This is a genomic window from Flavobacterium anseongense (genome assembly GCF_021608185.1).
Classification (GTDB): Bacteria; Bacteroidota; Bacteroidia; order Flavobacteriales; family Flavobacteriaceae; genus Flavobacterium; species Flavobacterium anseongense.
In genome coordinates this window covers 74,348-100,932 of record NZ_JAKIHN010000003.1, presented here as the reverse complement: position 1 = coordinate 100,932, position 26,585 = coordinate 74,348, and the positions used below count along the sequence as shown (strand labels likewise).

Annotated in this window: 20 protein-coding genes and 1 riboswitch; of the genes, 15 read left to right on the top strand and 5 right to left on the bottom strand. The window is 36.4% G+C overall.

The annotated features are described in order from the left end of the window. Positions 1–10: 10 nt before the first annotated feature. Entirely contained in the window at positions 11–2,572 is a 2,562-nt protein-coding gene (locus L1S35_RS05580; protein WP_236397623.1) for a sodium-translocating pyrophosphatase, read from the top strand. 104 nt (positions 2,573–2,676) lie between these two features. Here the strand turns inward: L1S35_RS05580 and L1S35_RS05575 are convergent, their stop codons facing one another. The 3 genes from L1S35_RS05575 to L1S35_RS05565 form a co-directional block, all read right to left on the bottom strand. Beyond that, positions 2,677–3,078, bottom strand: coding sequence for a hypothetical protein (locus L1S35_RS05575; protein ID WP_236397620.1), 402 nt, complete (start codon positions 3,076–3,078; stop codon positions 2,677–2,679). A gap of 121 nt (positions 3,079–3,199) precedes the next feature. Beyond that, a complete protein-coding gene (locus tag L1S35_RS05570; protein ID WP_236397618.1) occupies positions 3,200–3,814 on the bottom strand; it encodes a deoxynucleoside kinase in 615 nt (204 codons plus the stop codon). Continuing rightward, entirely contained in the window at positions 3,814–4,605 is a 792-nt protein-coding gene (locus L1S35_RS05565) for a hypothetical protein (protein WP_236397615.1), read from the bottom strand. The genes L1S35_RS05570 and L1S35_RS05565 overlap by 1 nt, the downstream gene beginning before the upstream one ends. A 122-nt stretch (positions 4,606–4,727) precedes the next feature. On the opposite strand from L1S35_RS05565, the gene L1S35_RS05560 reads away from it, so the two are divergent. Together L1S35_RS05560 and L1S35_RS05555 are read left to right on the top strand one after the other, a co-directional pair. Then, on the top strand, positions 4,728–5,624 hold the full coding sequence (locus L1S35_RS05560) for a GLPGLI family protein (protein ID WP_236397612.1): 897 nt from the start codon (positions 4,728–4,730) through the stop codon (positions 5,622–5,624). Between the two features lie 15 nt (positions 5,625–5,639). Further along, positions 5,640–8,393 (top strand): TonB-dependent receptor, encoded by a 2,754-nt coding sequence (locus L1S35_RS05555; RefSeq protein ID WP_236397609.1) that lies wholly within the window; start codon positions 5,640–5,642, stop codon positions 8,391–8,393. A gap of 166 nt (positions 8,394–8,559) precedes the next feature. Here L1S35_RS05555 and metK read toward each other — a convergent pair whose 3' ends face one another. Beyond that, positions 8,560–9,810, bottom strand: coding sequence for a methionine adenosyltransferase (metK, locus tag L1S35_RS05550; RefSeq protein ID WP_236397606.1), 1,251 nt, complete (start codon positions 9,808–9,810; stop codon positions 8,560–8,562). Between the two features lie 538 nt (positions 9,811–10,348). Here metK and L1S35_RS05545 point away from each other — a divergent pair. From L1S35_RS05545 to L1S35_RS05505, 9 genes are all read left to right on the top strand, one after another. Continuing rightward, positions 10,349–11,545 carry a trans-sulfuration enzyme family protein gene (locus L1S35_RS05545; protein ID WP_236397603.1) on the top strand — a complete coding sequence of 399 codons (1,197 nt, stop codon included), beginning with the start codon at positions 10,349–10,351 and terminating at the stop codon, positions 11,543–11,545. Further along, on the top strand, positions 11,545–13,041 hold the full coding sequence (locus tag L1S35_RS05540; RefSeq protein WP_236397600.1) for a PLP-dependent transferase: 1,497 nt from the start codon (positions 11,545–11,547) through the stop codon (positions 13,039–13,041). The genes L1S35_RS05545 and L1S35_RS05540 overlap by 1 nt, the downstream gene beginning before the upstream one ends. A gap of 34 nt (positions 13,042–13,075) precedes the next feature. After that, positions 13,076–14,077 carry an alpha/beta fold hydrolase gene (locus L1S35_RS05535; protein ID WP_236397596.1) on the top strand — a complete coding sequence of 334 codons (1,002 nt, stop codon included), beginning with the start codon at positions 13,076–13,078 and terminating at the stop codon, positions 14,075–14,077. Continuing rightward, a complete protein-coding gene (locus tag L1S35_RS05530) occupies positions 14,064–15,164 on the top strand; it encodes a homoserine dehydrogenase family protein (protein WP_236397592.1) in 1,101 nt (366 codons plus the stop codon). Before L1S35_RS05535 ends, L1S35_RS05530 begins: the two co-directional genes overlap by 14 nt. Positions 15,165–15,284: 120 nt before the next feature. Then, positions 15,285–15,406: riboswitch (SAM riboswitch) on the top strand. A 239-nt stretch (positions 15,407–15,645) separates the two neighbouring features. Further along, complete coding sequence (locus tag L1S35_RS05525) at positions 15,646–16,635, top strand: homocysteine S-methyltransferase family protein (RefSeq protein WP_236397589.1); 990 nt, start codon at positions 15,646–15,648, stop codon at positions 16,633–16,635. Then, positions 16,635–19,310 carry a methionine synthase gene (gene metH, locus L1S35_RS05520; RefSeq protein ID WP_236397586.1) on the top strand — a complete coding sequence of 892 codons (2,676 nt, stop codon included), beginning with the start codon at positions 16,635–16,637 and terminating at the stop codon, positions 19,308–19,310. The genes L1S35_RS05525 and metH overlap by 1 nt, the downstream gene beginning before the upstream one ends. A gap of 76 nt (positions 19,311–19,386) precedes the next feature. Beyond that, the gene (gene metF, locus L1S35_RS05515; protein WP_236397583.1) at positions 19,387–20,343 is read left to right on the top strand and encodes a methylenetetrahydrofolate reductase [NAD(P)H]; all 957 of its coding nucleotides are present in this window, start codon (positions 19,387–19,389) and stop codon (positions 20,341–20,343) included. 175 nt (positions 20,344–20,518) lie between these two features. Beyond that, positions 20,519–21,607, top strand: a complete 1,089-nt coding sequence (locus L1S35_RS05510) for an acyloxyacyl hydrolase (RefSeq protein ID WP_236397580.1) — start codon at positions 20,519–20,521, stop codon at positions 21,605–21,607. Positions 21,608–21,616: 9 nt separating this feature from the next. Then, entirely contained in the window at positions 21,617–22,366 is a 750-nt protein-coding gene (locus L1S35_RS05505) for a head GIN domain-containing protein (RefSeq protein ID WP_236397577.1), read from the top strand. Positions 22,367–22,433: 67 nt separating this feature from the next. Here L1S35_RS05505 and gldA read toward each other — a convergent pair whose 3' ends face one another. Further along, positions 22,434–23,333 carry a gliding motility-associated ABC transporter ATP-binding subunit GldA gene (gldA, locus tag L1S35_RS05500; RefSeq protein WP_236397574.1) on the bottom strand — a complete coding sequence of 300 codons (900 nt, stop codon included), beginning with the start codon at positions 23,331–23,333 and terminating at the stop codon, positions 22,434–22,436. A gap of 117 nt (positions 23,334–23,450) precedes the next feature. Between gldA and L1S35_RS05495 the strand changes: the two genes are divergently transcribed. From L1S35_RS05495 to L1S35_RS05485, 3 genes are all read left to right on the top strand, one after another. Beyond that, the gene (locus L1S35_RS05495) at positions 23,451–24,374 is read left to right on the top strand and encodes a M20/M25/M40 family metallo-hydrolase (protein WP_236397572.1); all 924 of its coding nucleotides are present in this window, start codon (positions 23,451–23,453) and stop codon (positions 24,372–24,374) included. 244 nt (positions 24,375–24,618) lie between these two features. Then, positions 24,619–25,446, top strand: a complete 828-nt coding sequence (locus tag L1S35_RS05490; protein ID WP_236397569.1) for a prephenate dehydratase — start codon at positions 24,619–24,621, stop codon at positions 25,444–25,446. After that, on the top strand, positions 25,443–26,585 hold the full coding sequence (locus L1S35_RS05485; RefSeq protein ID WP_236397566.1) for a pyridoxal phosphate-dependent aminotransferase: 1,143 nt from the start codon (positions 25,443–25,445) through the stop codon (positions 26,583–26,585). Before L1S35_RS05490 ends, L1S35_RS05485 begins: the two co-directional genes overlap by 4 nt.

Here is a 26,585-nt window from a genome sequence, read left to right as displayed (position 1 = left end):
AATTATATTTATGGAATCATACATGATTTATGTGCCGATAGTTATGGCATTAATTGGATTGGCTTTTATGGCTATTAAAAGAAGTTGGGTTTTAAAGCAAGATGCTGGTGATGGAAAGATGAAAGAGATTTCAGATTACATCTACGAAGGAGCTTTAGCTTTCCTAAAAGCAGAATACAGATTATTAGCAATTTTCGTAGTTGTTGCGAGTGTTGTTTTAGCAGGAATTACTTTTTTACCTGGCGTTAAAACACATTTATTAATTGTTATTGCATTTGTATTTGGAGCGTTCTTTTCAGCTTTAGCTGGAAATATGGGAATGAAAATCGCAACAAAAACTAACGTAAGAACTACACAAGCAGCCCGTTCAAGTTTGCCACAAGCACTTAAAGTTTCTTTTGGTGGTGGAACTGTAATGGGATTAGGAGTTGCCGGTTTAGCCGTTTTAGGTTTGACAGGTTTCTTTATTATATTATTTCAAAATTTCATGGGTGGTGTTTGGACAAACACTGAAGACATGACCGTTGTATTGGAAACATTAGCTGGTTTTTCTCTTGGAGCTGAATCTATTGCATTGTTTGCTCGTGTTGGTGGTGGTATTTATACAAAAGCTGCTGACGTTGGAGCCGACTTAGTTGGTAAAGTTGAAGCCGGAATTCCGGAAGATGACCCAAGAAATCCTGCTACAATTGCAGATAACGTTGGTGATAATGTTGGTGACGTTGCCGGAATGGGAGCTGACTTATTCGGTTCGTATGTTGCAACAGTTTTAGCTGCTATGGTTTTGGGTAACTATGTTATCAAAGATATGGGCGGAAAAATCGAAGACGCCTTTGGTGGCATTGGTCCAATTTTGTTACCAATGGCAATCGCTGGTTTCGGAATCTTATTCTCTATCGTTGGAACTATGTTAGTTAAAATTTCCAGCGATGATGCTAAAGAAGCACAAGTACAAAAAGCATTGAATATTGGAAACTGGGTTTCTATTATTTTAACTGCAGTTTCATGTTTCTTCTTAGTACAATACATGTTGCCTGCAACAATGAAAATGGAATACTTCGGTGAAGGCTTACAAGATATTTCTTCAATGAGAGTTTTCTATGCAACATTGATCGGATTATTTGTTGGTGGAGCAATTTCATCAGTTACTGAATATTACACAGGATTAGGTACAAAACCGGTATTGGCAATTGTACAAAAATCTTCAACAGGTTCTGCTACAAACGTAATCGCCGGTTTGGCAACAGGAATGATCTCTACTTTCCCAACCGTATTATTGTTTGGTGGAGCTATCTGGGCAACTTATGCTTTAGCCGGTTTCTATGGTGTGGCTTTGGCGGCTTCTGCTATGATGGCTACAACCGCAATGCAATTAGCAATCGATGCTTTCGGACCAATCTCCGATAACGCTGGTGGAATTGCTGAAATGAGTGAATTACCAAAAGAAGTTCGTACTCGTACCGATATTTTAGATTCAGTTGGAAATACAACGGCTGCAACTGGAAAAGGTTTCGCTATTGCTTCTGCAGCCTTAACATCTTTAGCTTTATTTGCTGCTTATGTAACATTTACAGGAATTGATGGTATCAATATCTTCAAAGCGCCTGTATTGGCAATGTTGTTTATCGGAGGTATGATTCCGGTTGTATTCTCTGCATTAGCTATGAATTCAGTTGGAAAAGCTGCAATGGATATGGTGTACGAAGTACGTCGTCAGTTCAAAGAAATTCCTGGAATTATGGAAGGAACAGGAAAACCTGAATATGGTAAATGTGTTGAGATTTCTACAAGAGCAGCTTTACGCGAAATGATGTTGCCTGGAGTTTTAACTATTGGATTTCCAATTGCAATTGTATTGTTAGGAAAATTAGTTTATGGAGACAACAACCAATTAATTGCTGAAATGTTAGGTGGTTATATGGCAGGAGTTACTGTATCCGGAGTTCTTTGGGCAGTGTTCCAAAACAACGCAGGTGGCGCTTGGGATAACGCTAAAAAATCTTTTGAAGCCGGAGTTATGATTAACGGCGAAATGACATACAAAGGTTCTGATGCTCACAAAGCTGCTGTAACCGGAGATACTGTTGGAGATCCATTTAAAGATACTTCAGGACCTTCAATGAACATCTTAATCAAATTAACTTGTCTTATCGGATTAGTAATCGCTCCAATCTTAGGTGCCGGTCACGAAGGTGGATCTAAAGAAATTCAATGCACAGTTGAAATGAAATCTTGTGAAGCTGAAATGATGGGCAAATGTGATATGAGCAAATGCAAAGACATGACTAAAGAAGAATGTGCGGCAATGTGCGATTCTTTGAAATGTTCTCCAGAAGAAAAAGAAGCTTGTCTTTCTCATTATGATGCTGATGGAAAATTCATCGCTAAAAAAGACGACTGTTGTGCAGGAAAAGAAGGTGCAAAAGTTGAGAAAAATGTAAAAGTTGAAATTACTAACACTAACGGAAAAGCTAAAGCTACAGTTACTACAACCGAAAAAGGAAATGTAAATACACAAACTTTTGAAGGTTCGTTAGAAGAAGTAAAAGCTAAAGTTGAAGCTTTAAAATAATTTTCAAATCAATATAATAAACAAGCCTCATTTCGTTCCAAAACGAGATGGGGTTTTTTTATTTTGTGTGTGATGTTAATCATGTTAAACAATACTTTGAAATGTTAATTTCCATCACCAAAGCCACCAAAGTCCGGACCAAAATCCATGCTTGCAATTGCGATACCAATCACAGCAACAATAGGTATAATTACCAATATCCAAGTTGCGCTTCTTGATTTTGATTTATCATAAGGACGAATAGATACTATATCTGTTTCTTTTAAAGCAATGCGAGTCTCGTTTCCTTTAACTGTCTTCAGTCCATAATAAATACTATCTGTTTTTTCAATTCTATTAAACTTCAACTTACTGTTTGTAGTAGTTGTGACCAAAACCTTTTTACTGATTTGTGAAGCTTGTGAAATTGAGATAGGAGTGGTTTTGTATACAGTACAACTTTGAAACATCAAAAGTAGCGCTAGAAACAAACAAACGGATTTTGCTTTGTAAAGTTTTGATTTCATGATTACTTGAATTGGGTTACTATTCAGTGATTCATGGCAGAAGTATCATGTAGACTTGGATGTCCTTTTCAAAGCGTAAAGTAAAGATATAAAAAAAAGCTCTCAAATGGAGCTTTTATATTTAAAACAAACCGTTTATCTCGGCATTGATTCTATTGATGATATCCCCTAAATCTTCCGGATTATTTACAAAATCAATATTGTCAACGTCTATAATTAATAACTTGCCTTTGTCATAGGTGTGAATCCAGGCTTCATAACGCTCATTCAGTCGACTCAAATAATCAATAGAAATCGTATTTTCATAATCACGTCCGCGTTTGTGAATCTGAGCAACTAAATTCGGAATAGAACTTCTCAGATAAATCAACAAATCAGGTGCGCCAACCAATCCTTCCATCAATTCAAAAAGATCGGAGTAATTCTCAAAATCGCGATTCGTCATCAAACCCATAGCATGCAAGTTAGGAGCAAAGATGTGGGCATCTTCATAGATGGTTCTGTCCTGAATTATATTTTTACCACTTTCACGAATTTGCAATACCTGACGAAAACGACTGTTCAGGAAATAAATCTGCAGGTTAAAACTCCAACGTTCCATTTGGTGATAGAAATCATCCAAATACGGATTGTCAACTACATCTTCAAAATGTGGTTCCCATTTGAATTGCTTTGCCAAAAACCTTGTTAACGTTGTCTTTCCTGCTCCTATGTTTCCTGCTACTGCTATGTGCATTATGGTAATTTTATTTTATAATTCTTAATTTGTTGGTTGGTAAAAATAGCCAAAATTTGGTCTTTGTAATAATAATTTTGAAACGATTTCTCAACAATTTCTATTTCGTGAACAACTTTCGTTTGATTATTCAAACTATACAGAATATTGTCTCTCGAAAACAGTAGCTTTTCGTTATCAATTATCTGAATTTTTTCAAAAGGAGGAATATTAGCCAACAAAGTCACTTTGCCAAAAATATCGATTGCATACCAATTATTGATTTCATCTATCCAATAAAAATTATTGAAATCGGATTGGGTGTATTTTATGTTTTCCTGAATGGGATTTCCAATATTTTTGGAGGTGCTTTTCAAATAATCAAACAGCATAATTTGCTGTGTCAATGCATTGTAAATCCAGAATTGATTTTGTGATGCCATTCCAATTTTAGAAGCAAAAATAGTATTGTCAATGTCAAAAAGATTGAGTTTCTGAATTTCGTTAAGTTGATTGTCAAGTGTAATTATGGTATTAAAATCTTCATAAAAAATCACTATTTTCAACGGATTGACATAATCTACAGAAGTGATTTTCCCCAACGCTACGTTTTTATATTCCCAAGTCTGGCTCTCGTTTTGCTTGTTGAAAACATTATCTTTGATGTAATAGTTATTTCCCAAACCATCAAATCCAATATAGGTTTTGTTCTCAAGTTCTGTTGTACTTAATGCAGTGGTTTTCAGCTTTTGGCTTTGACAAAAACTTATCGAACAACATAAAAATAAAAATAAATAAATGGTCTTTTTCATCATAGTGCTAATTTACAGTAAACCAAATTAATTTCAGCAGGTAGAAAATGATATTTTAACAAAAGATTGGTAACAGAATTGATGAGGTTTCGTCATATTTGTTCTTTCAAAAATAAAAAACAATGCGAAACTTATTTTATACTTCATTATTTCTATTGGTATGTATTACCACAAATGCACAAAAAGACTTTCAGGGTATGGCTGTTTACGAATCAAAAACAAGCACTTCCGATTTCAAAACCCGTTTTGAAGGCAACAAAGAAATTTCTCCCGAAATGCAAAAAATGATTGAAGAACGAATGAAAAAGATGTTCGAAAAAACATTCATTCTTAATTTCGATAAATCAGCCTCCATTTATAAAGAAGAAGAAAAATTAGATGCTCCGGGCGGACAACAAGGCGGTTTCAGAATGATGAGCTCTATGATGGGCGGTGGCGGAACCTATTACAAAAATGTAAAAGACAAAACCTACACCGTTGACAAAGAATTTATGGGGAAAGAATTCCTAGTAAAAGATTCACTGCCAAAATTAAATTGGAAAATGGAAAGTGAAACCCGAATGATTGGCGGTTATAATTGTTTTAAAGCCACAGCAGTTCGTCCTGTAAGCAAATCAGATTTTAGAAATTTCAGACCTAAAAAACAAGAAGAAGCAAAAGAAGGAGAAGCTAAAAAAGAAGATAAAGAAAAGAAGACCAACTTTATGGATGATTTCGATATGCCAAAAGAAATTGTTATCACAGCTTGGTACACGCCTGAAATTCCTGTAAATCAAGGACCTGAAAGTTATTGGGGTTTACCTGGTTTAATCCTCGAAGTAAACGATGGAAAAACGGTTATTCTGTGTTCTAAAATTGTATTGAATTCTAAAGATAAAGTAGAAATAAAAGCGCCAACCAACGGAAAAGTAGTATCCCAAAAAGAGTATGATGAAACCGTTCTTAAAAAAATGGATGAATTAAAAGACATGAATCAAGGGCAAGGAAGAGGTGGAATGCAAATCAGAATGGGAAATTAAATCATCATTCCGTTTATGAAAAAACAATACACCTTACTTATTCTTTTTATATCGGCCATTTCCTTTTCTCAAAACATACGTTTTGAAGGAATTATTCAGGATACTAATAAAGCGCCACTCGAAATGGCGAATATCATGGCGATGAATCAGGCAACCAAAACCATGGATGCTTACGCGATTACGAACGACAAAGGTAAGTTTGTCCTCAACCTAAAAGCAAATTCATCTTACACTATTAAAATGAGTTACCTTGGAATGCAGAACAAGGAAATTACGATTACTACTCAAACTCAAAACATCACCCAAAACATCACTATGGAAAGTGGTGGAATTGAACTCGAAGGAGTCGAAATTGTCCGGGAAATGCCTGTTTCTATAAAAGGTGATACCATAGTTTACAATGCCGATTCGTTTAAAACCGGAACCGAAAGAAAACTGGAAGATGTCTTAAAAAAATTACCCGGAGTTGAAGTCAATGCCGATGGAGAAGTAGAAGTTGAGGGAAAAAAAGTTTCCAAATTAATGGTGGAAGGCAAAGATTTTTTTGATGGCGATACGAAACTTGGTGTAAAAAATATTCCGGCTGATGCGATTGATAAAGTGCAGGTGTTGCGTAACTACAACGAAAATTCGATACTAAAAGGTGTCGAGAACAATCAGGATAATGTGGCGATGAATATCAAACTGAAATCAGGAAAGAAAAATTTCTGGTTTGGGGATGTTACGGCTGCCGGTGGTTTTCGCCCCGAATCAAAATTCGACCGCTATAATGTAAATCCAAAACTGTTTTATTACAGCCCGAAATACAGCGTCAATATCATCACTAATTTTAATAATATAGGTGAATTGCCATTGACAATTCAGGATTATTTCAAATTCACCGGAGGTTTCAGAAGTATGATGGCTAAAGGCGGTTCGAGTTTTAATGTGTCATCAAATGATCTTGGAATTTCATTGTTGAGAAACAATCGCGCAAAAGAAATAGAAACCGATTTCGGAGCAACTAATTTCTCTTATAACCCAACCAAATCATGGTCATTGAGTGGTTTTGCTATTTTGTCTTCTTCGATTACCGATTTAGAAACGGTATCAACAACCAACTTTTTAGATCCAACATCAACTGAAGTGGCATCAACTGAAAACCGTGAAGAAATTGCACACCAGAAAAGTAATTTAGGCTTGTTTAAATTAAGTTCAAGTTACAAACCAAATGTCAATTTCCAGTTTGATTATGATATTTTGACCAAGTTTTCTAAACAGGACGAAAACAATTCGCTCCTGAGAGAAACCATCGATGAAAATAATGCTTCTGCGACTGAAGGAATTTTTACAGCCAAAAAACAAGATCCGGTTACCGTAAATCAGAACTTGAGTTTCTATTATACGGCAGCAGAAAAACACGTTTTTGCATTTGAAAGCCAACATTTATATCAGGACGAAAATCCGTTTTACAATGCCGATTTGGCTTCCGATCCTTTCACATCCACTTCGCCGGCAGTTAATATTTTAGGATATGATACTTCGCAAAACAGAACCAATCTGAACCAAAACCGTTTTGTTAAAACAAATAAACTGGATGCGAAGCTTGATTATTATTATATGGTTACGCCAAAAAGCAACATCAATGTTACTCTGGGAAACACAAATTCAAATCAGAATTTCAACTCATCGATGTATCAAATTTTAGATAATCAAAATGTTAACCAACTGGATAATACGACTAATACCAATGATGTGAAGTATCGTTTTAATGATGCCTTTTTAGGGTTGCATTACAAAGTGTTGACCGGCAAATTTACCTTTACACCCGGAGTTAGCCTTCACACTTATGCTCTTAACAATGAACAATTAGGAACAAGTTACAAGCAAAACTTCACCCGAATACTTCCCGATTTCTTAGCAGTTTACCAAATCAAAAAGGCAGAAACACTGACGTATAATTTTTCGTTTACCAATAATTTCACCGATATCAACCGTCAGGCGGAAGGTTACGTTTTAAATAGCTACAGTAGTTTGTCAACGGGAAACAGAACATTGGAGAATTCCATTCAGCAGTCACATTCTTTGCGTTATTTTAAATACAATATGTTCAATTTTGAAAACATTTCGGGAGCAATTAGCTATAATCGAACTGTTGACGCCATTAAAACAAGAGCGTTTTTTAATAATGTAAACCAAGTTTCATCACCGTTCAACTCAGAGTTTGCCGATGAAACACTGGTCTTTTTTGGTAATTATGGTCGTTCCTTTTTCAAATATTATAAAGCATCGTTTACGGCTAATGTCAATTGGTCAAAGTTCAATAACATTCAAATAGACCGAAATACGCTGCAGGATGTTTTGGTAACCAATGAAAGTATTAGCCAAAACTACACCTTAAGAGCTTCCACCAATTTTAAAAATTTACCGAATATCGAATTGGGTTACACTTTCTCGGTTAATGAATATCCAAACGATAAATTTTTTACAGACAAACCAACGGTTAGATTAGATTATTTCTTCCTGAAAAGCTTCTCATTTGTCAGTGAATATGAGTTTTATCACTATTACAACAGCGATAAATCGGTTGAAAACGAGTATGATTTTCTTTCAGCCAGTTTGATTTACCAAAAAACGAAAGACAGCAAATGGGAATACAAAATCTCGGCTACCAATTTGCTAAACACCACTTCGCTCAACGATGATAATTTTTCGCAATTCTCTACACGAACTTCACAATACAGAGTGCAGCCGCGTTATGTGATGTTGAGTTTGAAGTATAATTTGTAGCTATTTCCAGCTATCCACTATATCTTTTTATGATTTGAAAAATCATAAAAAGGATGCCGTTCCTATCTGGGCTAAAAAAACCTGACTTTCATTTGAGAGTCAGGTTTTTTTCTTTGCGTCCCGAAGTTTCGGGATTAGCATATTTCTTTGCAAACTTTGCGGTTAATTAAATCCCAAAAGCCGCTTTTACTTTATCTACAAAGTCTAATTTCTCCCAAGTAAATAACTCTACAGTTACCGTTTTTGGAGAACCATTAGGCAATTGGAAAGTTTTAGTAACCGTTTCCGGCTTTCTTCCCATGTGACCATAAGCAGCTGTTTCACTGTAAATAGGATTTCTCAATTTCAAACGTTGCTCAATAAAGTACGGACGCATATCAAATACGTTCTCCACCACTTTGCTGATTTCTCCGTCGGTCAATTTAACTTTTGAAGTTCCATAAGTCACCACGTTAATAGAAGTTGGTTTTGCCACTCCAATCGCATAAGAAACCTGAACTAAAACTTCGTCACACAATCCTGCAGCCACTAAGTTTTTAGCAATATGACGTGTAGCATAAGCAGCCGAACGATCCACTTTACTCGGGTCTTTTCCTGAGAAAGCACCACCACCGTGAGCTCCTTTTCCACCGTAAGTGTCAACGATGATTTTTCTTCCTGTCAAACCTGTATCTCCGTGCGGCCCACCGATTACAAATTTACCGGTTGGGTTGATGTGATAGGTTATTTGGTCATTAAATAAATGAGCATATTGAGGATATTTTGCCTTAATTCTCGGAATCAAAATCGAAATCAAATCGCTCTTGATTTTGGCTAACATTTCAGCTTCAGCAGCAAAATCATCATGTTGCGTAGAAATAACGATTGCGTCAATTCTTTGTGGTTTATTATCATCAGAATACTCTAAAGTTACCTGAGATTTCGCATCCGGGCGAAGGTATTTTATTTCGTTATTCTCTCTTCTTAAATTGGCTAATTCTCTCAACAAAGCATGAGATAAATCTAAAGCCAATGGCATATAGTTTTCAGTCTCATTGGTGGCATAACCAAACATCATTCCCTGATCACCTGCACCTTGCTCTTCTTTGCTGGCTCTGTCTACACCTTGATTAATATCGGCAGATTGTTCGTGAATGGCTGATAAGATTCCACAAGAATCTGCATCAAACATATACTCACTTTTAGTATATCCAATTTTTTTGATTACTTCTCTTGCAATTTGCTGTACATCAAGATAAGTGTTAGATTTTACTTCACCAGCCAAAATCACCTGACCAGTCGTAACCAATGTTTCGCAAGCCACTTTTGAATCAGCATCAAATGCCAAAAAGTTGTCAATTAACGCATCAGAAATTTGGTCTGCAACTTTGTCCGGATGTCCTTCACTTACTGACTCCGACGTAAATAAATAAGCCATAATTATGTTTAAATTTAATATTAATTGTAAACAGAGAAAAGTAGATTGCTCGTAAGGCTAAAGAAGAGTTTCTGCTTTAGCATTTTTTAACGAGGTTGCAATCAGTTCAAATTTTTCCTCTCATTTTTTCGAGTGCAAATGTATAAAGACTATTTAGAATAAGAAAAACTATTTTGCTTTTTTTAATTTTTTTATGATTTTCAAAAAATCTAAATACGTAGTATTTAAATATATAATAACTAGCTCAATGTAATTTTTTTTCGATTTTATTTTTTTTAATCAAATTTTGTTTACACATTTGCCAAATCGTAAAGCGACAAAACAAATGAATTTTATTATGCACAATATGTCAATGATGATGTGGAAATTTTCCGCAGAGGACACTATTGTATAATTTTAAAACTAAAATATACCAATTGAACCTCTGCAAACGCAGAGGTTTTTTTTTGCTCTGACCCAAGCGCAGCGAACTGACGCAGTAATTTATTTCAGAGTCTCATGAAAGTAAAAATATAGCAACACTAAAATACAAGTCACAATGCAACTAGAAACTTTATTAGCCAACATCACACAACATTCTCAAATCAAGGATGCTTATGGAGCAACTCACTTGCCAATTTACAATACGGCAACATTTGATTTAAAAAGACAATCGTCAGACGAACAGGTTTATGATTATTCCCGTTCGGATAATCCAACGCGAAATGCTCTAGAAACTGTTTTTGCCAAAGCAGAAAACGGTTTTGGCTGTGTGTGTACCAATACCGGAATTTCGGCTATTGCACTCGTTTTTGAAACCGTTTTAAAAACCAACGACCATGTTTTAATCGAAAAAGATTGCTACGGCGGAACGTATCGCTTACTAAATATTTTATTCGAAAAGAACAACATCACAGCGCATTACGCCGATTTCACCAACTTAACCGAAGTCGAAACAATATTGAAATCCAATGCCATCAAATTAGTTGTTTGTGAATCGCCAACGAATCCAAGCCTGAAAATTGTGGATATCCAGGGACTTGGTAAATTGGCCAAAAACTATAACGCTCTTTTTGCTGTTGACAATAGCATGGCAACATTTGCTTCACAGAAACCGTTAGAATTAGGAGCAGATTTCTCGGTTTTTTCGAGTACTAAATTCATTTCAGGACATGGAAGTGTAACTGCCGGAGCAATAGTTTCTAAAGATTCCTTTTGGGATGAAAAATTCAAATACATCGCCAATGCCCAAGGCAGAGCGCAAAGTCCGTTTGATGTTTTTTTAGTTTCTCTTGGATTGCCTACGTTGACATATCGAATGAAAGCACAAGAAGCCAGTGCATTGAAATTAGCTGAATTTCTGGAAACGCATCCGGAAGTTTTAGAAGTAAAATATCCGGGATTACCATCGCATCCGCAATATGAATTGGCTAAAAAGCAATTAAAAATCATTCCGGCTGTTTTAACCATCGAATTAAAATCAGCAGAAAAAGCGGAAGAGTTTATTAAAAAATGCCAACTCTTTGGCGAAAAAGTTTCATTTGGTTGTGCCGACTCGCGTTTGGAAATTCCGGCCAGAATGAGTCACGCAACCAACACCGAAGAAGATCTGGCTGCCAAAGGATTAAGTAACGCAACAGTCAGAATATCGGTTGGTTTAGAAGACACAGCCGATTTGATTCAGGATATTGCACAGGCATTAGAATGCGCTGATAGTTTTACAGAACAGCTTGCAGAAGTTTTAAATGCTAAATGATGAGTAACTATTTCGACACTATTCCGTTTGGTTTTTCATTGCCGTTGCAAAATCCGCATGCGGTTTCAGTGAGTATGCCATTGTTACAAAATGTAATTGATTATGAAGAAGGCGATGAAACGGCTATTGCTAAAATGCAATCAGGTTATCCAAGGTTTTTTCAAAATAAATTGGTTAAGAAACTTCTCGGTTTTGTTAAAGAAAAACACGCGATTTCCTCAGAAAAAATCATTTTGCCAATAGCTTCTTTAAAAGCCAAAAGTATTTTAGAATATCTTGTCGAAGTCGAATTTACCTGTGTTCAGGAAGAAGATTGTGTGTTTCTGATTTTAGATAATGAACCCGATTTTTTAAAAAAATGCAAAGATTATATCCGAAATATTGGATTGCTAATCAGTTCCCGAAAAGCTGAAGCGGTTTTGTACAAATTAGGACAAATACCATCTGTCTTCCCGGAAAATAAAGCAAACATTTCTTTAGCAGAAAAAACAATTAAAACTGTTTTATCAAAAGGGTATTCGCATGTTGACGAAGAAAATATTCTATTGACCAATTGCGGTATGAATGCCTTGTTTGCTGCCTATGAAACCATTCTAAAGCACAGAAAACCTGAAGGCAGAGATACCGTAATTCAATTAGGTTGGCTTTATGTGGATACAATGGAAATCATCGAAAAAAGAAGCACAGCGCAGTTGCAAATCAACATTCACCACAAACAACAACTAGAAAACTGGTTGGAAAACAATCACGAAAAAGTTGCCGTTTTAATCACGGAAGTGACTACAAATCCACTGATTCAATGTGTTGATTTGCCTTGGCTTTATGCACTTTGCCAAAAATATAATATCGTTTTACTGATTGATACAACAATAGCCACACCTTTCAATGTTGATGTTTTGCCTTATTGTGATATAGCTGTAGAAAGTTTGACAAAATTTGCTTGTGGCAACGGCGATTTGTTGCTTGGAGCGATTGTTTTAAACGATAAAAGTGAAATTGTAAATGCATTGAAAAATCAATTTGAACAGTTTGTTATTCCAGCCTTTGAAGGAGAAGTTCAACGATTGGCATTCCAAATTGAAGACTACGAAAACAGGGTAAAAAAGGTTTCCGAAAACACCAAAATCGTATATGAATATTTGAAAAATCAACCCTTTGTAAAAGAAATTTATTCGGTTTTTCATGAAGATTCTATAGCCAATTATCATAAAATCATAAAGTCAGAAACAGCTTTTCCGGGTTTGTTATCGGTAGTTTTCGATAAAGATTTAGCCTTTTATTACGATAAATTAAATCTTTCTAAAGGACCAAGTTTAGGCACAGAATTCACCATCGCAATGCCTTATGTCTATCTCGCACACTATGAAGATTTAAAAACCGTAGCCGGAGAACAAAAATTAAATGCACTCGGAATCAATCCAAACATATTACGCTTATCCATTGGAATTGAGCCAGTTGAAGAAATTATTTTAGCCTTCGAAAAATTAAAAATTTAAAACAAAGAGAATAAAAGAAACAACAATAAGCAACATGAAACAATTAGAAAAAATAGACCTTTTAAATTTTGATTTAGAAAATGGAAAGCAACTACCTTACACTCCATTGTTCTATCAAATTTTTGGTCAGTCAATAGGAGCAGCGCCAATAGTAGTTGTCAATCATGCATTGACAGGAAATTCTACAGTGACCGGAGAAAAAGGCTGGTGGAATGATTTGATTGGCGAGGGCAAAATTATCGACACCAATTATTTCACTGTAATTGCATTCAATATTCCCGGAAATGGATATGATGGCAATTCTGATAATTTGATTTCAAATTACCGGGATTTTACCGTTCGCGATATCGCCGGAATTTTTTGGAAAGGTTTGGATTTCCTAAAAGTAGAACAAGTTTTTGCCGTTATTGGCGGAAGTTTAGGTGGCGCAGTGGCTTGGGAAATGACAGCTTTGAAACCAAACAGTATTCAAAACCTAATTCCGATTGCGACCGATTGGAAAGCGACCGATTGGGTTATTGCCAATGTTTTAATTCAGGATCAAGTGCTGAACAATTCTGCTAATCCTATCGTCGATGCAAGATTGCACGCTATGTTGTTGTATAGAACACCTCAATCGATTAACCAACGTTTTCAAAGAAAGCTAGCAAAAGAATCTTCAATTTTTCAAATCGAAAATTGGTTGGCGAATCACGGTGTAAAACTCAAAAAACGCTTTCAATTATCAGCCTATAAATTAATGAACCATTTATTGAAAACGAATGACATTACACGTAACAGAAAAGATTTTTTGACAATACTTAAGGATATCAAAACCAATATACACATCGTTGCAGTCGATACCGATTATTTCTTTATTCCGGATGAAAATCGGGAAACGTATTACCAATTGAAATCCATTACAGACAACGTCTTTTATAACGAAATAAAATCCATTCATGGTCATGATGCTTTCTTGATTGAATTCGACCAATTGGCCCAAATTTTAGAACCTATTTTTAACAAACAAAAACAACAAACTTATGTCAGCGCTTAGAATAAACATCGTCCTTTTTGGTATCGGAAATGTGGGAAGCACATTAGTTAACCAAGTCATCGAAAGCCAAAAATTCTTCCTCGAAAAAAGAAATATCGATTTGCGATTTCCAATCATTACAAATTCGTCTTTAGCATTCTTCGAAAAAGACGGCATCAAAAATCAGTGGGAAGCCAACTTTGCACAGTCAGCGATTCCGTTCAGAATAGAAGATATAATTGAATACGCGCAGGAACAAGAATTAGAAAACCTAATCGCAGTTGATGCCACGGCAAGTCTAGACATTGTTAAAGATTATATTCCGTTAATTCAAAACGGATTTGATATCGTAGCTGCCAATAAAAAAGCGAATACACTTCATTTTGATTTCTACAAAGAACTGAGAAGAAATTTAAAAAAGTACGACAAGACCTATCTTTATGAAACCAATGTTGGTGCCGGATTACCAGTCGTACAAACCATAAACGACTTACACTTTTCGGGTGAAGAAATCACGAAAATCCGTGGCGTTTTTTCGGGTTCATTAAGCTATATTTTTAACAGATTCTCTGCCGAAGAAACTTCGTTTTCCAACATTCTTTTGGATGCCGAAAAAAAGGGCTACACCGAACCTGATTCCCGTGAAGATTTATCCGGGAATGATGTTGCCCGAAAATTATTAATTCTGGCACGTGAAATTGAACAGGAGTTTGAATTTTCAAACATCAAAATTTCATCCCTTTTGCTCCCAAATTTGAATGAAACGAATTCGAAAGCTGAATATTCAGTAAACAAACAGCTTTTTGACAAACCGTTTCATGTTGCCAAAATAACTCAGGCAGATAATCATGTTTTGCGTTACGTGGGTGAATTCGATGTAGTCAGGAAGGAATTGGAAGTCAAACTGATTTCAGTTCCTCAGAGTTCCGCATTAGGCCAACTCAAAGGTGCCGACAATCTGATTGAAATTTATACAAAATCGTATGGCGAAATTCCAATCGTTATTCAAGGAGCAGGCGCAGGAAAAGAAGTAACAGCTCGCGGCGTTTTGACCGACATTCTCAAGATTGCCGAAAAAACAAAAATAAAAGAAGCGGTTTGGCTCTAAAAAATAATTGGTAAACTCCGAAAACCCAATGCACGAAAACGTTATAGGGTTTTATTTTTTTAAAACCCTTGCAAAAACCAAATCTATGCCTTTACTTTGCGGTGTTCATAAACTTATTGTTCGTTATCACGAAAGCTGGAGGGAATAGACCCGTTGAAAGCTTAGCAACCCTTTGCCAAAAGAAGGTGCTACATTCTAGTCATTATGCTGAATTTATTTCAGCATCTCGACAAAGATAACCCCGAGAATTCTTCTCAACTTTCTGATAACATACTATAATTTAACAGAATTCCTAATTGTCATTCCGACGTTAGGAGGAATCTGGAGCGAATGGCTTGCGCATTGTTGCAGTCCATATTCCCGCTTTCCGTGCTACATGATAGCTACTGCAATCGGGGCTAAAAGTAAAATGTATTGATTTTTTGGTGTCAACTGTCCAAACCGACAACCGACAACCGATAACCGACAACAAAAAAATTATATGTCAAAAATTCAACAAGCAATACAAGAAAGAATCCTTGTCCTCGACGGAGCAATGGGAACGATGCTGCAACGCAACAACTTTTCCGAAGAAGACTTCCGTGGCGAACGTTTCAAAGACTTTCCACATCCATTAAAGGGAAACAACGATTTACTTTCCATCACCCAACCTGAAGCGGTGAAGCAAGTACATCGCTTGTATTTTCAAGCCGGAGCAGATATTGTAGAAACGAATACTTTTTCAGGAACGACTATCGGAATGGCCGATTACCATTTAGAAGATTTGGTTTACGAACTAAACTACGAATCCGCCAAAATTGCCCGTGAAGTTGCCGACGAATTCACCGACAGACCACGTTTTGTAGCAGGTTCCATCGGACCAACAAACAGAACAGCATCCATGTCGCCTGATGTAAACGATCCAGGTTTTAGAGCCGTAACGTTTGATGATTTACGCATCGCCTACAAACAACAGGTAGAAGCCTTAATTGACGGTGGTTGTGATGTACTTTTAGTAGAAACAATTTTCGATACACTAAACGCCAAAGCAGCACTTTTCGCCATCGAAGAAGTAAAAGAAGAACGCAATCTTGATATTCCCGTAATGGTTTCAGGTACAATTACCGATGCTTCAGGAAGAACACTTTCCGGACAAACTGTTGAAGCATTCCTGATTTCAATTGCCCATATCGATTTATTAAGTATCGGATTCAACTGTGCGCTTGGTGCCGACCAATTGAAACCGTATTTAAAAAGATTAGCTCACAATACACAATTAAATATTTCAGCGCATCCAAATGCCGGTTTGCCAAATGCTTTCGGGCAATACGACCAAACTCCCGAAGAAATGCAGGCATTGATAAAAGAATATTTACAGGATAATTTAATCAATATAATTGGTGGTTGCTGTGGCACAACTCCGGAGCATATCAAGGCGATTGCTGAGGTTGCAGCGGAATTCAAACCAAGACAAATTTTAGAATCGATATAATGGCGCAAGCACAAAAATATTTAAAGCTATCAGGATTAGAACCTTTGATAGTAACTCCCGAATCTAACTTCATTAACGTAGGTGAACGAACCAATGTAACAGGTTCACGTAAATTTTTGCGTTTAATCAAAGAAGAAAAATACGAAGAAGCATTAGACATTGCTCGTAACCAAGTAGAAGGCGGTGCGCAAATCATCGACATCAATATGGATGAAGGAATGCTCGACGGTGTTTATGCGATGACCAAATTCCTAAACCTAATTGCTGCCGAGCCCGATATTGCAAGAGTTCCGGTGATGGTTGATAGTTCCAAATGGGAAATCATTGAAGCTGGCTTGAAAGTAATTCAGGGAAAAGGTGTCGTGAATTCGATTTCACTTAAAGAAGGAAAAGAAGCATTCATTCATCACGCCAAGTTGATAAAAAGATACGGAGCAGCTGTAATCGTTATGGCTTTTGACGAAGCTGGTCAAGCCGATACCTACGAAAGACGTATCGAAATCTGCAAAAGAAGTTATGACATTTTGGTAAATGAAGTTCATTTTCCTGCTGAAGATATCATATTCGACCCCAATATTTTTCCGGTTGCCACCGGAATGGAAGAGCATAAATTAAACGCATTGGATTTTTTCAGAGCCACAAAATGGATTCGCGAAAATCTTCCGTATGCCGGAGTTTCAGGCGGAGTTAGTAACGTTTCGTTTTCGTTCCGTGGAAATGACAAAGTCCGTGAGGCTATGCACTCGGCATTCCTATATCACGCCATCAAGAATGGTATGACCATGGGAATCGTAAATCCGGAAATGCTGGAGATTTATGATGAAATTGATCCAATTTTATTGGAACATGTAGAAGATGTTTTATTGAATAGAAGGGAAGATGCCACCGAAAGACTGTTGGATTTAGCCGAGAGCTTCAAAGGCGAAAGCAAAACTAATGAAAAAGCAATTCAGGAATGGAGAAGTGGTTCAGTTCAGGATAGATTGACGCATTCGCTCGTAAAAGGAATTGATGAGTTTATCGAAATTGATGTAGAAGAAGCGAGATTAAGTGCCGATAAAGCAATAGAAGTTATAGAAGTCAATCTAATGGAAGGAATGAATGTTGTTGGTGATTTATTCGGAAGCGGAAAAATGTTCCTGCCTCAGGTAGTAAAATCGGCTCGTGTAATGAAGAAAGCTGTAGCTTATTTGTTGCCATTCATCGAAGCGCAAAAAGACGGAAAATCATCATCGGCAGGAAAAGTATTGATGGCAACGGTAAAAGGCGATGTGCACGATATCGGTAAAAATATTGTAGCCGTAGTTTTGGGCTGCAACAATTTCGAAATCATCGATTTGGGAGTCATGGTTCCGCCCGAAAAAATTATTGAAACTGCCGTAAAGGAAAATGTAGATATAATCGGTTTGAGCGGATTGATTACGCCATCACTTGACGAAATGGTTTATCTGGCCAAAGAAATGGATAAACTCAATATCAAAATTCCGATTATGATTGGTGGAGCAACAACTTCGCGTGCACATACTGCCGTGAAAATTGCACCTGAATATAAGGAAACTGTTGTCCACGTAAACGATGCTTCACGAGCAGTGACTGTAGCGAGTAATTTGCTCCAAACAGAAACCAAAGTTGAATACGCCAAAACCGTTCGTGCCGAATACGACAAATTGCGTGATGGCTATTTGAATAGAAGCAGAGACAAAAATTACTTGTCGATTGAAGATGCTAGAAAAAATAAACTTAAGTTAGATTGGGATAATTTTACTCCGGTTAAACCAAATTTCATCGGAACAAAAACCATTGAAGTAGAACTTTCTGAACTGGTTGATTTCATTGACTGGACACCATTTTTTAGTTCGTGGGAATTGTACGGAAAATATCCTGCGATTTTGACTGATGACGTTGTTGGTGAACAAGCCACCACTTTATTTGCCGATGCTCAAAAAATGCTAAGCCAAATCGTTTCCGAAAAGTGGTTAACTGCCAAAGGAATCCTTGGAATTTTTCCTGCGAATACTGTCAATGATGATGATATCGAAGTTCAGCCAACAACCGACAACCGACAACCGACAACTTTTCTAACTTTAAGACAACAATCACAAAAAACTGCCGGTGCGCCAAACATCGCGTTAGCTGATTTTGTTGCTCCAAAAGAAGCCAAGCAGGATTACATTGGATGTTTTTGTGTTACGACTGGTTTTGGTGTAGATGAAAAAGCAGCCGAATTTGAAAAGCAATTAGACGATTACAACTCTATTTTGGTAAAAGCCTTAGGCGACAGATTAGCCGAAGCTTTCGCAGAATATTTACACCTTAAAGTTCGTAATGAAATTTGGGGTTATGCATCGGATGAGAGTTTGTCAAATCAGGATTTGATTGACGAAGAGTACAAAGGAATTCGTCCCGCACCAGGTTATCCGGCTTGTCCTGACCATTTAGAAAAACCAACGATATGGAAACTTTTAAATGTAGAACAGGAAATCGGAGTAACACTAACCGAAAGTATGGCAATGTGGCCGGCTTCATCGGTTTCAGGATATTATTTTGGAAATCCGGAAAGTAAGTATTTCGGACTCGGAAAAATAAAAGAAGACCAGGTAATAGATTACGCAAAAAGAAGAGGAATAGCAACAGAAACAGCCACGAAATGGCTTTCGCCGAATATAGCAGATTAAAAAGTTCTAGGTTGTAAGTTTTAAGTTCTGGGTTTGGAACATACAACATACAACTCACAACATATAACAAGGAATTATGAAAGTAACCCAACACATAGAAAACGCCAACGGGAAGCCATTGTTTTCTTTCGAGATTTTACCGCCTTTAAAAGGACAAAACATCCAATCTATTTTTGACAGTATCGATCCGTTAATGGAGTTCAATCCGCCATTTATTGATGTGACGTATCACCGTGAGGAATACGAATTCAAGGAATTGCCAAGTGGACTTTTACAAAAGAAGATTGTAAAAAAACGCCCGGGAACGGTTGGTATTTGTGCCGCAATCCAGAATAAATACAATGTTGACGCGATTCCACATATTTTGTGTGGTGGTTTTACAAAAGAAGATACAGAAAATCTGTTGATTGATTTGGATTTCCTTGGCATTGACAATGTGGTGGCGCTTCGCGGCGATGCCTTAAAAACGGAAACCTATTTTCATCCTGAAAAAGAAGGTAATGAATTCGCAACCGATTTGGTGTTGCAAATCAGTAATCTGAATAACGGAATTTATTTGGATGAGGATTTGAAGAATTCGGCGCAGACCAATTTTTGTATCGGAGTTGCGGGCTATCCAGAAAAACACATGGAAGCACCAAGTTTGGACAGTGACATTCACTTTTTAAAACAAAAGATAAAAAACGGAGCAGATTATATCATTACGCAAATGTTTTTTGACAATAAAAAATTCTTTGATTTTGTAGATAAATGTCGAGCTTCGGGAATCACAATTCCAATTATTCCGGGTTTAAAACCTATTGCAACTAAAAAACAATTGAATTTAATTCCACACCGATTTAGTGTTGAATTGCCCGATGATTTGATTATGGCTGTAGTAAAAGCTAAAGATAACGACGCTGTAAAACAAATCGGAATCGAATGGTGTACGCAACAAAGTAAAGAATTAGTCGCTGCCGGAATTCCGGTGTTGCATTACTATTCGATGGGAAGAGCTGAAAATATTAAGGCGATTGCTAAAGAGATTTTTTAAGCTGATTTCACAAAAGACAAATCCTTTCTAGCCCCGATGGGAGAAGCTACCGTGTAGCTCGGACAGCGGGAAAATGGAAACCAAAAATGCCCGAACCTTCCGCTCCTGATACTCATTTGTATTCGGGATGACAATAGAAAACATTTTCTATATATTTGTGCGAATTAAATTTTAGATGAGGAAAATTTACCTACTGTTTTTACTATTTCCATTTTCTTTTTTTGCTCAAAAGAGTAATCCTTTTGCGGTTGAAGTTTCCACTTTAAGAGGAAATGCCTTGCCGCATACTGAAGACATGTACCATTTAGTCAATGGACATCCGGAAGGGTTGATGTTGAGTATACTCAAAAAAACCGATGGTTCTAAAGAGTGGCATCAGGCATATAATTATCCGGATTATGGAGGTTATTTTTTGTATCAGGATTTTAAAAGCCAGCCTTTAGGTCAAAACTATGCTGTCGGAGCCTTGTATAATTTTTATTTTTGGAAGCGGCATTTACAGTTCAGACTCGCACAGGGAATTGCTTATACAACCAATCCTTATGACAAGGCAAATAACAGCAAAAACAAAGCATTTGGAAGTCGCCTAATGGGAAATACCAATATAGGTTTGGCTTATGACAATCAGTCTCTTTTTAAAAATATTGGCTTTCATGCCGGAATTTTATTTACCCATTATTCCAATGGAAGAATGAAATCGCCCAACAGCGGAATCAATACATATCTGTTGAATTTGGGGTTGAATTACAATTTATCCGAAGATTTTAAACGCCAGCCAGATACTACCTTAGTCAAGAAATCGTATAAGGAGCCAATACACTATAATTTTGTTTTACGTACCGGAATTAATGAAAGCCCAATTATTAACAGCGGCCAATTTCCTTTTTATCACATAGGTTTTTATGCTGGTAAGCGTATCAATAGAAAATCGACATTGCAATTGGGAACCGAATTGTTTTTGACGAAATCCATTCAGGAATATATTAGATATTACTCGGTTGCCTATCCGGAGGAAAATATCAGTTCGAATACGGATTACAAGAGAATCGGAATTTTTGTTGGACATGAATTAATGATTAACCGCATTTCGCTGGAAACCCAAATAGGATATTATGCTTATGAGCCTTTTAAAAAGGACATTCCGGTTTATGACAGAGTCGGCATTAAATATTATTTCACCAATAAAATTTTTGGTGGATTTACGATAAAAACGCATTTGTTTTTAGCAGAAGCTTTGGAATTTGGAATTGGATACAGACTTTAAAAAACAGCTATGAAGAAGTTTTCATTATTGATGGTTTTATTTTTTGCACTCAATGCTTGTGAAAAACCAAGTGATTGTGTCGAAAGTTCAGGGACAACAATTACTAAGGAAGTTACTGTTCAGCCTTTCAAAAAAATAAAGGTTTATCGCGGGATTGAAGTAGTCATTACTCAGGGAAGCGAATATAAAGTAGAGATTGTTGCCGGTTCCAATTTTATTGGTAATGTAGAAGTGACACAAAATGGAGACCAACTGATATTTAAGGATGATGTGAGCTGTAATTGGGTTCGTGCTTATGGAACTACAAAGATTTTAGTTACCACACCAACCTTGGAGGAAGTCTATTCAAAAACCGACAGGAATATCAGTTCAAATGGTGTGTTGACGTTTCCTTATATAAGTTTTGTTGCAATGGACAAAGATGGTGATGGAGAAAGTGGTGCAGGAACAGGGGATTTTATTCTTAATGTAAACAATGATTATTTGAATATTGCTAACAATAATGTATCCCGATTTTTTCTTTCCGGACAGACCAATACAGCCAATTTTAATTTCTATTTTGGCGATGGAAGAATAGAGGCTCAGAATTTAATCGTTCAAAATATGAATGTTTACCATCGTGGTTCGAATGATATGATTGTAAAACCTATTCAAAGTGTTAGAGGCGTTTTAAACAGTACGGGAAATCTTGTTTTGAAAAATGTGCCTCCAATTGTTGATGTACAAACACTGTATCAGGGAAGAGTCGTTTATCCTTAAATTGTAGTTGACAGTCACAGTCGCAGTTTTCAGTTTTTTTATTGTAAACTGCGACTGCGACTGAACACTATTTCTTAGTTTTCTCCCTAAAAATCTGCTCCAGATTCTTGCTTTTCAAACTAAGCTGCAATGTTTTTAATCCGTTATCGTGAGCAAAATCAAACACCTTTGGACGCATATCTTCTTCGGTGTTGAAGGTTAATGTCCAAAGATTTGCACTAGTGTTTTTATAAGATTTTATATTAGGCAAACCAGCCAGTAAAGTTTCGGCAACCGTTTTGTCAAATTCAACTTCTATGATTTGCTCTTTTTCATCCGAAACTAATTTGTCCAGTTTTTTATCAGTCACAATTTTTCCGTTATCGATGATGATTACTCTGTCGCAAATGGCTTCTACTTCCTGCATGATGTGCGTTGACAGAAAAACGGTTTTGTCTTTCCCTACATTTTTAATTACGTTTCGAATTTCCACTAATTGATTTGGATCTAAACCTGTTGTTGGTTCATCCAAAATCAAAACATCAGGATTGTGAAGCAATGCTGTTGCCAAACCCACACGCTGACGATATCCTTTTGATAGTTGACTGATTTTTTTATGACTTTCGGGCGATAAACCGGTTAACTGAATAACTTCTTCAATACGGGATTTTGAAACTTTATAAACATCAGCATTGAAAGCCAAATATTCGCGAACGTACAAATCCAGATACAACGGATTGTGTTCAGGCAAATAGCCAATCGAAAGCTGCACTGCTTTTTGATTTTCGGTTACGTCATTTCCATTCACTGTTGCTACGCCTTCATCAGCAATAAGAAATGTAGTCAAAATTTTCATCAAGGTAGATTTTCCTGCGCCATTCGGACCAAGAAAACCAACGATTTCTCCTTTTTTGATGGAGAAAGAAACACTGTCCAAAGCCTTTTGGGCTCCGTAACTTTTGGAAATATTTTGAACTTCTATTGACATAATTGAAATGTTTATTGCAAATGTAAACAGAAAAGTTTTGGGTTTATTGTTTTTTAGATTTACTGTAACTTTTTTTTGAAACAGAACACTTACTTTTACAATTAACAAAACTACACGATGAAAAAAATTGCACTACTGTTCCTGTTATCTTGCTTTGCAGTTCAAGCTCAAAAGAAACCTCTTATTTCAAAAGACGAAGTAACCCGAATTGAAACCGAACTGGCTTCCGACAAAATGCAGGGAAGACAGGTTTTTACTCCCGGAATTGATTCCGCTTCCGCTTTTATTGAAAAAGAATTTGCTAAAATCGGACTGGCTTATTTTAAGGATTTAAAAAACTACCGACAGGAATTTACCAGAAAAGATAAAAACGCAAACAACGTAATCGGAGTGCTTCCGGGTAAATCAAAACCGAATGAATATGTGATTTTTTCGGCGCATTATGATCATTTAGGAACTGTAAGTGATGGAGAAGACAAAGTATATAACGGTGCGAATGACGATGCTTCGGGAACAACTGCTGTTATCGCTTTGGCAAAATATTTCAAGGAATTAAACAATAATGAGCGCACCATTATTTTCGTGGCATTTACAGCTGAAGAAATCGGAATTGTAGGATCAAGATATTTCTCTAGAAATATTAACCCCGATGAAGTAGTGGCTATGTTCAATATAGAAATGATTGGTACGGAAAGTAAATGGAATAAAAACTCAGCCTACATTACTGGTTTCGAAAGATCTGATTTTGGAACCATCCTTCAAAAGAATTTAAAGGGAAGCAACTTCAAGTTTTACGCAGATCCTTATCCGGAAATGCAATTATTTTATCGTTCTGATAATGCCGCTTTGGCTGCAGTGGGTGTTCCGGCACATACGATTTCAACTTCCAAAATGGATGATGAAAAAAATTACCACCAATTAACCGATGAGGTTTCGACTTTGGATTTAGATAATATGACCGAAATCATCAAAGCCATAGCCATCAGTTCAGAAAGTATCATCAGCGGAAAAGACACACCAACAAGAGTTGAAAAGCGATAAATAGGCGTTTTTACGAAAACGTTTCCGTAACTTTTTTTGTAAAGTCTTGTAAAACCTACGTTTTAATTTTTTACATTAGCCAAATAGAAATCAACAAATGAAAACATTTAACACCTTTTATAGCTATTTCTTTTATTTTTTCTTCGGACAAAAGAAGGGATTAGTATTGTGTTATGTAAAGAAGTAAAAAGTAAAACATACGATATATAAATCCCAACAAGAGTTGGGATTTTTTTTTGATTATATGGAAACAAAAATTGCAATACAAGGAATTAAAGGATCGTTTCATCATCAGGTGGCACTGGAATATTTTGCGCAGGAATATGATTTGGATGAATGCATGTCTTTTACATCTTTAGTAAAAAGCCTGATTGAAAACAAATCTCAGAAAGGAGTTATGGCGTTAGAAAACTCGATCGCGGGTTCTATAATTCCAAATTACGCTTTGATTGATAGAAATAATTTGCACATCATAGGTGAGCATTATTTAGACATTCACATGAATTTGATGGCGCTAAAAGGACAAAAACTAGATGATATTACCGAAGTGCATTCACATCCTATGGCATTGCTTCAATGCGCTGATTTCTTTCTTCAATATCCCAATATTAAATTGGTTGAAAGTGGCGATACGGCCGAAAGTGCCCGCAGAATTCATGATCAAAAAATAAAAGGGATTGCCGCTATAGCGTCGCCAATTGCTGCTAAAATGTATGATTTAGAAATTCTTTCTGCTGGAATTCACACGATTCAAAGTAATAAAACCCGATTTGTAATTGTAAAAACACAAAACAAAGAATTACCAAAAGAAGAAATTAATAAGGCATCAATAAAATTTGAATTAGACGATACACCGGGAAGTTTGGCAACGATTTTAAATGTAATGAACAACTCGAAACTCAATTTAACCAAAATACAATCGATGCCAATTATTGAAACACCTTTTCAATATTCCTTTTTTGTGGATGTGGTTTTTGAAAAATACAAGCATTATGATAAAGCCAAAAAGATTTTAGAATTAATGACGACACATTTCAAAGTGTTGGGTGAATATAAAAAAGGAATGCAATGATAACTACAGCCAAAAGATTAAATAGCGTTCAGGAATACTACTTCTCCCGAAAGTTGAGAGAAGTACGCCAACTTATAGCCGAAGGAAAACCGGTTATCAATATGGGAATTGGTAGTCCTGATTTGGCTCCGGACATCACTGTTATTGAAGCCATGCAAAAAGCTATGTTTGATGACAAAGCCCACGAATATCAAAGTTACCAAGGCTTGCCCGAATTGAGAAAAGGCATGGCTGATTTCTATAAAAACCACTTTAATGTCGACTTAGATTTCAATACAGAAATCCTTCCGTTGATGGGTTCTAAAGAAGGAATTATGCATATTTCGTTGGCGTTTTTAAACGAAGGCGATGCCGTTTTGATTCCAAATCCCGGCTATCCGACTTATGCTTCGGTAACCGAATTGGTTCAGGCAAAAGCAGTGTATTATGATTTGACAGCAGCTACCAACTGGCAACCTGATTTTGAAGCTTTAGAAAAAACTGATTTATCAAAAGTAAAACTGATGTGGGTTTCGTATCCGCACATGCCAACCGGTGCGAATGGCACTTTGGAGTTGTTTGAAAAACTAATTGCCTTTGGAAAAAAGCATAACATTTTAATAGTAAATGACAATCCGTACAGTTTTGTTTTGAATGGAAATCCGTTGTCAATATTGCAGGTTGAAGGTTCGTCAGCCATTGCATTAGAATTAAATTCGTTATCCAAAACCTATAATATGGCTGGTTGGCGCGTTGGAATGGTGATGGGAAATCCAACCTTAATTGATGCGATTCTAAAAGTAAAAAGCAATATGGACAGCGGGATGTTTTACGGAATTCAGAAAGGAGCGATTGAAGCTTTAAAACTGGGAAACGATTGGTTCGAAAAGCAAAATGAAATCTACACCAAAAGAAGAAATCTGATTTTTAAACTGGCCGAAAAACTGAATTGTGTTTTTGACAAAAACAGCGTTGGATTGTTCGTTTGGGCAAAGCTTCCGGACGGAATTTCATCCGAAGAATTTATTGATAAAGTATTGACAGAAAAACATATTTTCATCACGCCGGGAACTATTTTCGGCAGTAATGGCGAAGGCTATATTAGATTTTCGCTTTGCGTTACCGAAGAAAAAATAGCAGAAGCAATCTCAAGATTTTAA